The 11787-nt window shown below is 45.8% G+C and carries 9 protein-coding genes; 2 read left to right on the top strand and 7 right to left on the bottom strand.

The genetic code is table 11. The annotated features are described in order from the left end of the window. Positions 1 to 124 precede the first annotated feature (124 nt). Complete coding sequence (locus BHE18_RS19760) at positions 125 to 1438, top strand: short-chain fatty acid transporter (protein ID WP_071620213.1); 1314 nt, start codon at positions 125 to 127, stop codon at positions 1436 to 1438. A 745-nt stretch (positions 1439 to 2183) separates the two neighbouring features. Here BHE18_RS19760 and BHE18_RS19755 read toward each other — a convergent pair. Beyond that, a complete protein-coding gene (locus BHE18_RS19755) occupies positions 2184 to 3167 on the bottom strand; it encodes a bile acid:sodium symporter family protein (protein ID WP_071620212.1) in 984 nt (327 codons plus the stop codon). Continuing rightward, complete coding sequence (locus BHE18_RS19750) at positions 3164 to 4561, bottom strand: FAD-binding oxidoreductase (protein WP_071620211.1); 1398 nt, start codon at positions 4559 to 4561, stop codon at positions 3164 to 3166. Before BHE18_RS19750 ends, BHE18_RS19755 begins: the two co-directional genes overlap by 4 nt. Before the next feature lie 168 nt (positions 4562 to 4729). Here BHE18_RS19750 and BHE18_RS19745 point away from each other — a divergent pair, with 168 nt between their 5' ends. Further along, the gene (locus BHE18_RS19745) at positions 4730 to 4990 is read left to right on the top strand and encodes a hypothetical protein (RefSeq protein ID WP_071620210.1); all 261 of its coding nucleotides are present in this window, start codon (positions 4730 to 4732) and stop codon (positions 4988 to 4990) included. Between the two features lie 42 nt (positions 4991 to 5032). Here BHE18_RS19745 and BHE18_RS19740 read toward each other — a convergent pair whose 3' ends face one another. The 5 genes from BHE18_RS19740 to BHE18_RS19720 form a co-directional block, all read right to left on the bottom strand. Beyond that, positions 5033 to 5998: an alpha/beta hydrolase gene (locus BHE18_RS19740; RefSeq protein WP_071620209.1), complete on the bottom strand. Its 966-nt coding sequence runs from the start codon at positions 5996 to 5998 to the stop codon at positions 5033 to 5035. Between the two features lie 971 nt (positions 5999 to 6969). Further along, positions 6970 to 8358, bottom strand: coding sequence for a bifunctional metallophosphatase/5'-nucleotidase (locus BHE18_RS19735; RefSeq protein ID WP_071620208.1), 1389 nt, complete (start codon positions 8356 to 8358; stop codon positions 6970 to 6972). A gap of 131 nt (positions 8359 to 8489) precedes the next feature. Continuing rightward, positions 8490 to 9122, bottom strand: a complete 633-nt coding sequence (locus tag BHE18_RS19730; protein WP_071620207.1) for a class F sortase — start codon at positions 9120 to 9122, stop codon at positions 8490 to 8492. Continuing rightward, positions 9122 to 9916, bottom strand: a complete 795-nt coding sequence (locus BHE18_RS19725) for a DUF4397 domain-containing protein (RefSeq protein ID WP_071620206.1) — start codon at positions 9914 to 9916, stop codon at positions 9122 to 9124. The genes BHE18_RS19730 and BHE18_RS19725 overlap by 1 nt, the downstream gene beginning before the upstream one ends. Positions 9917 to 10176: 260 nt before the next feature. Beyond that, a complete protein-coding gene (locus BHE18_RS19720; RefSeq protein ID WP_071620205.1) occupies positions 10177 to 11706 on the bottom strand; it encodes a flotillin family protein in 1530 nt (509 codons plus the stop codon). Positions 11707 to 11787: the final 81 nt, after the last annotated feature.

Genomic DNA, 11787 nt, shown 5'->3' with positions numbered 1-11787 from the left:
CTGGCGGCCGTGCCAGCGTTTTTTTATTTCATGCAATTTCATCTCCCCCCTTGTTCAACAAATTGGACATGAAAACATAGCAGCACAAATATAGTAGTAACAACTACTGAAAGGAGTTGTTAGAATGTTATCTTCAATTGCAGACCGAGTTTCAAGGGTGGTACAGCGTTATCTGCCGGATGCTTTTGTCATTGCAGTCCTCCTTACTTTATTTGTTTTCATCGTTGGATTCGCTATGAATCCCCAGGAACCGATCACTCTTTTTAAATCATTCGGGGACGGTTTTTGGGTATATCTTGCTTTCACTATGCAGATGGTACTCCTGTTATTAACGGGAATGGTCCTGGCAGCTGTCCCTGTAGTCAAGAGGGGACTTGAATCAATCGCCGGCCTCGCCAATACTCCTGCGAAAGCTTATGTACTTACATTTGTTGTCTCAGCTTTAGCTTATTATATTAACTGGGGGCTTGCCGTTGTCGTCGGAGCAATTTTCGTCAGGGAAGTGGGAAAAAGGAACCAGCAGGCACATTTCCCTCTGTTAGTCGCCGCTGCCTACTCTCCAACCGTTCTTTACACTGCGGGCTTATCAAGCTCCATCGGATTGACCGTCGCAACTAAAGACCATTTCCTGGCTGACGTAATGGGAATCATACCTACTTCACAAACCATCTTTCATCCTTCCACCCTTATCATTTTTGCAGTTTTATTCATTACCATGCCTATTGTCATTTGTCTGATGGCACCAAAAAGTAATATAAAACCTTACCAAGTAAAAGAATTCACCTCTCAAAAAGAAGCGCCTTTGCAAAAAGCTGATACACCTGCCTTGAGGTTGGAGCAAACCCCGATATTGGGCATTGTCACCGGTGCGGTCGGGTTGATTTATGTAGTCAATGAATTCATCAATGGAAAAGATTTAGACCTGAATATTATTAATCTATTATTTCTTTCACTCGGTCTCATTATGCATCGTTCTCTCGGCCAGTATGGAAATGCATTTAAGGAAGCAGTGGGTTCAACTTCCCCGATTATTTTGCAGTTCCCTTTCTATGCGGGCATCATAGCCGTGCTGTCTAGTTCAGGACTGGGTCAGGCAATCATCGATGGAATGGCCTCGATTGCTACTAAAGATACCTTCGATGTATTCACCTATTGGTCGGCGGGGATTGTAAACATTCTTGCTCCATCCGGCGGAGGACAATGGGCTCTGCAGGGACCCCTTCAAGTTCCAGCGGGAATAAAACTGGGAGTGGACCCGGCCATGATCGCCATGGCTGTAGGATGGGGCGATGCATGGACCAACCTTATTCAGCCTTTCTGGGCCCTGCCGATCCTGAGCATCGTCGGCCTTCATATCAGACACATCATGGGTTATTGCTTCTTACTTGCGATATGGGTGGGCCTGGTCACAACCATTCTATTATTCTTCTTGTATTAAACAAAAGGCTGCATCCAGAATACCTAACGGGTTCGCATTTCAAATACAAAAACTAAATGAACACACCAATTAGCAGTCCTATTCCTAACTGAATGAGACTGCTTCTTTTTGTTGATATATAGGAGTTGATTAAATTAACGGTAAATCCGCCCTGAATTTCGAGCCCTTTTTAACATGAGGGTCATAAGTTTTTGTCAGCTTAAATACGCATACTAATCGATTTACCAATTGGTGTGCTACAAATGATTTTTCACTAGCGGGGGGTGGGTGTTGAGGTTTGAGAGTCAGAAAAAAAAGAAACTGACATTTTTTCATCCTTCATTGTGAGCATCCACGGATGTTTTAATAAGGGGAGTTTTTGCCGTTATCCTGCAGAATAGTGCTAGGCTCGGGGGATATAAGGGAAGTTTTTCCCGTTAAGGCGAGGTATGATGGCCCACTTTCATGCATTTGGAGTAAATAGGGGGAACTTTTCCCCCTATTTACTCCATATTTCGTGCTTATTCCTCAATAAGAGAAATCTCTTCCCTTATTGAGGAAGTTTATTTTATGTATATTATTGTATACTCTGAATCCCTAACCACTACTTATCTTGTAATAAAAAATGCTTGGAGAATCTGTCTCCAAGCATTTTTCTAATCTGATTTTTTTGCCAAGTGCGAATTACGTGAGGAAAAGCAATGTTAATTCATGTTTTGTCCTTCAAAACAGAATCCCTTACGGAATACCGGTGCCGCCTTTTATTTTATCTGACAGATGCCTGAGGCTCACGGCCTTTGTCTATCCTCTCAGGCTCTTCATCTTTCACTGTCTTCTTACTCCAGTAAGTAGCGATGATCGGCCCGGAAATGTTATGCCAGACTGCAGCTATGACGCTGGGGAGTGCTGCAAGCGGTCCGAAATGGGCGGTGGCAAGCGCCACGCCGAGACCTGAGTTCTGCATCCCCACCTCAATTGAAATGGCACGGCGTTTACTTTCATCCAATTTCATCATGACTCCTGTACCATACCCTAGCGCCAGCCCAAGGATATTATGAAGAATCACGGCTGAGAATACCAGCATTCCCGACGTGGCGATATTCCCAACGTTTGCGGAAACAACGGCCGATACAATGATGATGATCGCTGCCACAGAAATTAACGGAATGACATTCAAGCTTTTTTCCACCGTACCCGGGAAAGTCTTTTTAAGAACCAATCCAAGCGTAATCGGAATGATGATAACCTGCACGATTGACAGGAACATCGCGAAAGGATCGACCGGTAGCCACTGACCTGCCAGTGCCAATAAAATAAGCGGGGTGGCAAGCGGCGCCAGCAATGTGGAGAGAGAAGTCATCGCAACCGACAAGGCCAGATTCCCTTTTGCCAGATACACCATGACATTGGAGGCTGTCCCGCCCGGCACGGATCCCAGCAGCACCAGGCCTGCTGCAAGTTCATTCGGAAGTCCCAGCACATACGCGATCGCGAAAGCACCGAGCGGCATGATGATGAACTGGGCAAGGACCCCGGTGATGACCGGAAGCGGTTTTTGAATGACCAGCTTGAAATCAACAGGCTTTAGTGTCAGTCCCATTCCGAACATGACAACACCGAGAAGGATCGTGATATAGCTTCCCAATGGTAAAAAGGGCTCGGGGATCAAATACGCGACAGCCGCAGCAAGGATGACCCAGACGGCGAAGTACTTTCCAGCAAGGCTGCTGATGGTTTCTAATAGTTTCATTTTTCTTCCCCCTTCACTTTCTGGATCAATTTATTTGGATTTAAGAGTCCCGAGGGATCAAGGGCATCCTTTATGCTCTTCATCACCTGCAGCGACCCTCCATGTTCCTTTTGCTGGTATTTCATTTTGCCGGACCCGACCCCGTGTTCACCCGTGCAGGTCCCGTTTCTCTCAAGGGCATATTCCACAATCAGTTCATTGAACACTTCAGCTTTTTTAACTTCTTCCCTGTCGGTTAAATCGAGCATCACAAGTGCATGATAATTCCCGTCACCGACATGCCCGAGGATTCCCCCGGTCAGTTTCAGCTCATCCAGTTTTTCGCGTGCAGCCCTGATGGCACCGGATAATTCGGATATGGGTACACATACATCGGTGACCATCATTTTCTTCCCGGGATTTCCGTGGATATAAGCATAGGCGAGGTTATGTCTTGCATCCCACAGCCTATTCCGGGCCGCCTGGTCTTCCTCGAAATGAATCTCCTCGCATCCATGATCCGAAACGATGTCCTCCATGAAGGCCACATCCTGTTTCAGCCCTGCTTCATTTCCGTGAAACTCGAGAAACAAGGTCGGCTTCTCTATGTAATCTGTTTCGCTGAACAGATTCACCTGCCTCATCGATGCTTCATCGACAAGCTCCACCCTGGCAACCGGTATCCCTGCCTGCAGAATCGATACAACTGCCTCTACCGCATTATCAATATGCGGGAAAGATGCCCTTGCAGCAAGGATATGTTCAGGTATGCCATATACTTTCAATGTCAATTCTGTAAAGCATCCAAGGGTCCCTTCAGACCCCACAAATAAATGGTTCAGGTTATAGCCTGAGGAGGATTTCTGAGCCAGATTGCCCGTGTGAATGATCTCCCCTGAAGCAAGCACCACTTCCAGGTCTCTGACCTGATCTCTCATCACACCATATTTCACCGATGTCGTCCCGCTCGCATTCGTTGCGGCCATTCCCCCAAGCGTTGCATCCGCCCCGGGATCAACCGAGAAAAACAACCCGTATTTCTTTAATTCTTTATTCAGCTGCGAACGAGTCACGCCAGGCTGGACCTTGACGAGGAAATCCTTTTCCCTTATTTCAAGGATTTTGTTCATTTGTGAAAAATCAATGCTGAGTCCTTTTTCATAAGGGATCACGTGCCCCTCAAGGCTTGTCCCCAACCCGAATGGAATGATGGGAGTATCATAAGACCCTGCCAATTTGACAATCCTGCTTACTTCTTCAGCACTCTCGGGGAACACGACAATATCAGGAGAGAACGGATGATGATAGGATTCATCCTTTCCGTGTTGTTCCAGAACTGTTGCATTTGTAGTCACTTGGTGACGCTCAAGAACTTCTTTCAGCTCTTGAAGCAGCCCTTTTTCTTTTACTGTCATCCAACTCTCCTCCTTAGGCAAAATGTATAATGTAAGCAATTATACATAATTATCTGAATTTTTCAATAGAACTGAAGTCATTTTTATATTTTTCAAAATCATTAACGTTTAGGAAAACCCATAAAGGGAAACAAGACATTAATTCATCTATAAAAGGAGGAACCAAAGTTGAATACAATAAAGATTGAACTGGAATACTCCCCGGAGTCGCTGTCTGCAGATGAAGCAAAAGATCAAATAATGAAATCCCTGGAAGATTCCGGGTTAAAGGTTGTTTCTTTCGATGCAGGCGGGGATACGGATTCGTCTGTTAATAAGATGCATTCTTCCCTGCCGAATCAGCCTGACTTCGCCGAGCCGGATGTCAATTCCACTGGTGCCGGCGGAATGGTATCACCGGACTCGAGCGGGTATCCGAATAAAGATTGAATAAGCAAAGGACAAGGGATACCCTTGTCCTTTTCTCCGTAATTATTGTTTCATCGCTTCGTCGATGAATCCAGTCAGCCTGCGCTTGTATTCTTCTTCCTCATCCAAAAAGCCCTGTGTGTGGCCTGCTCCTGGAATGATCCACAGCTCTTTCATGCCTGCTGCATTCTCATAGAGGCGCTGGGCCATTTCCGAAGGCACCATTTCATCCTTGTCACCATGAATGATAAAGAGCGGCAGGTCATCCTTCTTTTTCTTCACTTGATTCAGTGCCGATGCTTCATCAAATGAGTATCCTGCCTTTCTTTCTGTGACCTTGCTTGTGATGTCAATCAGCGGGAAAGACGGCAGATTGTATAGATGCTTCAGCTGATGGGCCATTTCTTCCTTCACTGATGTGTATCCGCTGTCCGCAATGATTCCCTTTACTTGATCCGGGAGATCTTCACCGCTGGTCATCAGCACGGTCGATGCTCCCATCGAAAAGCCGTGAAGGAAAATGGTCTTTTCATTCTTCTCTTCAATGAGATAGTCAATCCATTTTCTCATATCATTCCTGTCATCCCATCCCATGCCGATATATTCCCCGTCACTCTTTCCATGACCGCGGGCGTCAGGCTTCAATATGTCGTATCCTTTCTCATAGTAATACCTTGTCACTTCCGGAAGCTGTTCATTACTTCCTTTATAGCCGTGGGCCAAAATCACTGTCTTACCGATCGGGGCATCATTTTTCAAGTAAACGGCACTAAGGGTGAGACCATCATCACTTTCTATTTCAACTTCTTCGAAATCCTGACTTTCTGTCCAGCTTGTGAGTTCCTGGAGCCGCGCCTGTTCTTCTTCAAGTGCACTGACAGCTTTGACTGCTTCCTCAGTACCATACAACTTGATTGCTTCATCACTCCGGTTGATAGCGAGGTTATAAAAATAATTCGCAGCACCGAAAAGTACAATCATAGTAATGACGATCAGCCAACAAACAGTATAGCCGATGCGTTTTATCATATTGGATTCTCCTTCAATGCTAAAATGATATACTCTATAAATTCATACCCCCGTATTTTTCGCTGAAAACCTGTCAGTTTGAGGAAATAAAGAGTTTGGGACAAAACCTTAAAGACATGGTCTTAAGGAGAACATTTTAGAGTGAACTCTAAACAACGCTAATGATTTCCGTGCAAGACTTCGCTTTCCGCGGGTAGCCCGTGAGCCTCCCTCGGAACTAAAGCTCCTGCGGGGTCTCACTTGTCTAGCTGCAGGGCTTAGAGGCACATGTCATAAGTCAAACCGTCCAAGAAGGCAAAGAGCGCCTTCCAGGCCGATTCGTCTTATGCCACACGCCTCTGAGCGAAGCCCTTCCGCTTTTCTAATAAGCTACTCTTCCCGCAGGAGTCTTCGTCTTGCACTCCAATCAACCGCTGGAAAAAGCTAAATCCTAAATGGTCATTGAACAAATAAAAAAACGAAACTCATTCGCGACATCGCTAGCAGATTAGTTCGCGTTTCACCTAGACTAAATCGCCTTTGTCCCTGTCTCTTCTGTGCTGCTTAAAGCATTTGTTACTGACCAAGAGCTAAAGGGCTAGTGTTTGATTCGGCAGATGTACTATTTCTACTGTCCAGACTTTAATGGCCGACTTTGCTCTTTTCAGTTTCTTTTTTTGCTCATCTGTGCTGATGTTTGGGTTTGCGAACCAATAATATTTTTGCACCTTAAAGGAGTTTTTTTATACCATGCTAAAAGTTTTTTTGAAACCTTGGCCTGGCCTAGGGTAATAAGAAAAGCGCCAGTTGACTCTTGGCGCTTTTCATGGACACATTATTTTTTCTCTAGTTCTTTTAGTCTCCTTTCAGAGTTTGCCTGCATTCAATCATGCACTGATTGCTGCACCGAGCGAACCGGCAGCAATGGAAAAAGCGAATATCAAACCGGTTTACACGTGTCATTTCTCTTTTTTTAGTCTTTGTTATACTTACTATACTTTAATATCAACCTCTTCTTTCCACCGATCGACGCATGCCTTATTGAGGAATCCTTTTTTCCCGGCATAAATCCTGATCACATCCTTGATTTCTTCTGCTAAGTATTTTTCGCCGCGATTGTTGGCAAGTGAAGGGTAACCGGACCCCCGCTGCAGATAATCGGATGATGCGACGCTGTACCAAATTTCTTCATTCAAGGGCTCGCCCCCGATGAAAATATCACGGATCTTTTTCCCATCATGTATGATTTCGGCCCCCGACACATGCAGCTTTCCGACGAACCTGCCCCTGAAGCCCGGCCCTTTGCCGTCATTCAGGCAAGTACCTGCATCCAGTGATTGTTCAAGAGCCTCCTTCAAATCTTTACCCCGTACCTCGAAAGAAGTCGGATTCAAGGGAGATGGACATACCTCGATCAGTTTCTTATTCGAAACATACTGATAGATCCCTGCATTGACGATCCCGCTGTTCATCAGGCCGATATCGCATTTCAGCATATCCCTGACCCCGTCCGCGATTAAGTTTGTGAGAGGATTTTCTTCAAGTACATCATGCCAAAGAGGTGTTTCAATCCTGTACAGCGGCTCGCTCAATACCTCTATTGCTTTTTCTTTATTTCTCTTTAGAATGGAAAGAATCCCTTCATCGCTCTGCGCTTCTTTTGTCGATGTATTTTGAGAATGCAAGAGTTCCACGCCTCGATCACTGACTTCAATTTCGAGGACGCCGATGTGTTCCCCGTAACAGCCCGCACTGTTCATGATTGTTCCGTTCACCACTTTTGCCTGTGGATAGAGTTTATGATCGTGGGCAGACAATATGACATCGACACCCTCCAATTCTTCAACAAGCTCATCATCCGCAAAGGTCCCCAGGTGATTGAGGAGGATGCATAAATCATAGTCCCCGTCATGCCTTGCCACTTCATTTTTTATTGCATGTTTATAATCGGTCATATGTACTCCCAATCCATCACTGAACACCTCCATGTCAGGGGATGAACCCGTGATGAGGATGCGTAAACCATTTTTCTCGAGAATGGTACTGGATACTACCCCATTGATCTTTGCCCGGCAGCTTTTCAGAAGATTATTACTGATGAAAGGAACCGGACTATTCGATGCCATGTACTCAAGTGTATCGATTCCGTTGAACATCTCATTGTTTCCGATTGTCAACGCGTCATAACCGGCATAGTCCAGGAGCTCAAGTGCAGCCATCCCCCTTGTCCCCTGCAGTTCGATGCTTTTAAAGTCTGCAAAGTCTCCTCCATCGAGGATCAATGTATTGTCGTCCTTGTAGTGCTTGATCAGTGATACAGCTTTAGAGAAAGATTCAAAGTGACTGTGCAGATCATTTGTATGAATGATTTTCAGTTTCATAATTACCCCCGTTTAGATCTTTTTTCAGAAAACTCCCTACCTTTATGGTAATTGAAATAACGAAGGTGTAAAGGATTATTTTGGTAAAACAAAAAGAGCTTCCTCTCAAGCGGACCTTGGAATAAAACTCTTTATGATTCATTCTGCTGTTCGGTCAGTTCTGTGTATACGACTAGTCTTTCCACATAATTGTGGATGTCCCTGTCAAAATAGCCGGTGCAGGTAATGAGATTCAGCATCCGTTTATCGGTTGGTCCGAAGATTTTCCGGAGCGGAGCGTCATCTTTTTGATAGGCTATTTTGTCTTTCACCTTAAACGTCAGCTGCTTCCCGTCTTCATCATACAGATGAATGGTATCCCCTATTTCCAATTCCTTCAATCTGAAAAAGACAGCCGGGGCCTTTTCATTATCCACATGACCTGCCAGAACAGCGTTACCTGCTTCTCCGGGGTGGGCACCCGGTTCAAACCATGCGACATCTTTTCCGTTTTCCGGCAGTTCCATATTCCCTTGTTCATCGAGACCGAAATCTTTCACCGGTGCTTCGAGGTCAATGGCAGGGATGGACAGGGTGGATGGTGTAATACCTGATTCCACATTGGCCGGGGCACTTGGCCGTTCATTGCCGGCTGCGGTCACGGCCTGTTGGACTGGTTGTTCGGCATTTACTGCTGTTTCTTTATTTCCCTTTGACATTTGAGGCTCTTCGGCAGAACAAGCTGCCAGAAGAGCCGTCAAAAGGATGAATAATAGAGGTTTCATTATTTTACAAGCTTCCTGCGTGCAGCGAATACCAGCGCCGCTCCTCCCAAGACTGCAGAGGCAAGAGCAATCGGAAGAGCAGCAGAAGAGGATTCCTCAGCAGTTCCTCCCATTCCTGTTTCAGGCATGCTTCCAGGCATCAGGGTGTAGTCTTTCAGCACAAGGACTTCCAATTGATCAGCTGTATTGATGGCAAATACGCTGTATACCGTATTTTCTTCCAGCATGGTTCCGGAAAGGTCCAGTACCTGTTCACCCTCTGGGGTTCTGATTTCAAGGTCATACGTACCTGGATCAAGTTCCTGGTAATCCGTAATGGCTTTGAACTCAGCACCGCTGAATAATGCGTCCCCGCCGATCGGTCCTACATCAACCACAGGTGCATCAGGTGAAAGGTGGCCAACACGGACTTTCGTCATCCCTTCCGTGACTTCCATTGAGTCTTGTGCAACAACAAGTTCCAGGTTATCCACTGTATTGGCAGCGGCAACTGTGTAAGCCATCCCTTCTTCAACAGTAAGGGACTGGGAAATGACTGGATCTTCGCTGCCCATTGTTCCTGCCGCATAGATCTCTACCTTATGTTCCCCTGCAGGCAGGTTCATGTATTCTGTTGCCGCTTTGAACTCGGCTCCTTCAACAACCGCTTTACCGTCCACATAAACATCTACAGCCGGTGCATCAGGCGAAGCATGGATGATGCGCACCATCGCATCATTCCCGGCAGCGAACGCGCCTCCAGTAAACGTAAGCATGAGAATGGCAGTCACAAAAATCGAGAAAATTTTCTTCATTCATTTCACTCCTTCTGTTTTGTTCAAGTTTTGTATTAAACTTGTAAATATAATGTACAATTATTAAACAGAATGTACAACTATTAAACTGCCAATTCAGCACATTCAGGAGCATCTGCCGGGAGAACCCTTTCATATCAAAGGTTTATCATAAAAACATCGTTTCTAAAGAAATGACAATTCTTTTACATATTTATGGCTGGCTATGTTTCTATAATAAAAAAAGCCCCTCTTCAGTAATCGAAGAGAGACCCTTTACCTTATTTTACTTCCTGTGATTCTTTTTCTGCATTCTGGACTTCTTCCCTGTCATCTTCACCGGTGTCCTGTCCAGCCGCACTCTCTCTTTCCCCTGTCTGGGAAATGACGGGCTGGTATGGTCTTTCAGGTTTTCTGTCCGCATAAGAACGGAGTAATTGACCCACATCGATCCCGGTCATTTCCTTCAAAGGCTCCTGCATATCGAGCATCGTTTTAGTGATGCTCCGGCCGAATGACGGTACTCCCTGCCCGTTTCCGGAATCTATGATTTTAACAGAATCGATGTTGTTTAACGGCTGTGCAATCTTCTCTGCAAAGACTGGCAGCATTTCAATCAGTTTTTCCGTTATGATGACGTCACCGTGTTTTTCCATTGCTTCAGCAAGCAGTTTACGTGATTCTGCTTCTGCCTTACCTCGCTGTCTGATGACATCTGCTTCGGCAGATCCTTCTTCACGGCGGATCTTCGCTTTCGCTTCCCCGTCGATTTCCGCTTTGCGGGCTTCCGCTTCCGCTTTACGGGTCGTTTCATAATATTCGGCGTCGGCTTTAGTCTGGCGGACTTTAGATTCTTCCGCTTCAAGTTTGACCGCTCGCTCGCGCTCAAGGAACTGAAGAGTCAATTCTTCTTCTTTTACCTCTTTGGACAGCTTCGCTTTTTCCAGCTCATAAGATTGTTCTGATTTCGCGCGGGCACGTTCTGTCTCTTCTTTGAATGCCGCATCTTTGATGTCTTTTTCCTTCTTCGATTCAGCGATGGAGATTTGACGCTTATATTCTTCTTCCTTCGCTTCCTGATCGGTCTGGGCGCGGTGAATCCGTGTTTCGCGCTCAGTGTTCGCCTCGGCGATTTCAGCCTGCTTGCGCACTTCCGCAATTCGCGGGCGTCCCAGGTTCTTCAGGTATCCATTTTCTTCATCCGCATCTCGGATATCAGTCAAGCCCAAGGAAGTGATTTTGAAGCCCATCAGGTCCAGCTGCTTCTGTGCGATTTCCGACACATCGGCGTTGAACTTCTCCCGATTGCTGTTGATATCCTCCACGGTCATCTTTGATAAGATGGCACGCAGATTACTTCCTAAAACCTCAATGATTTCATCTTCGATTTCTTTTTGGTCTTTACCAAGGAATTGTTCTGCATAGTTGGCAATTCCATTTAACGTATCGGCAACCTTGACCATCGCGACTGCATCCGCCACGATCGGCACCCCTCCGTTCGTGTACACACGCGGAGTCGACAGTTTCAATTGGAAAGATGTCAGATTAACAGGCGTACTTGTTTGGAATCGTCTCAGACGATATCCTCCCCCCCTGATAATCTTCATGGAACGTCCTTCCTGATCGGTGAAAATATTTGTTTCTTTCTCAGGATCCCCGAGTTTCGGTCCCGTGATGATCAATGCCTGGTTTGACTTGGCCGTGCGGTAACGGAATCGCATCCAGAAATAATACCCGATTCCCACAATGGCCGCTATGATCAATACCGGAATAAGGAACATCAAAATACCAATGACAGTTAATGAACCCATTCTTACCTACCCCCTGTTTATTTTTCTGCGGAAGTTTCCGCGTTTTAATAGGTTATATGACTATCTACGGGACAGCTGCCC

Origin of the sequence: Rossellomorea aquimaris (genome assembly GCF_001877785.1) — a bacterium.
Lineage (GTDB): Bacteria > Bacillota > Bacilli > Bacillales > Bacillaceae_B > Rossellomorea > Rossellomorea aquimaris_A.
Note: the sequence above shows the minus strand (reverse complement) of the source record. Positions and strands in the feature narration are given on the sequence as shown.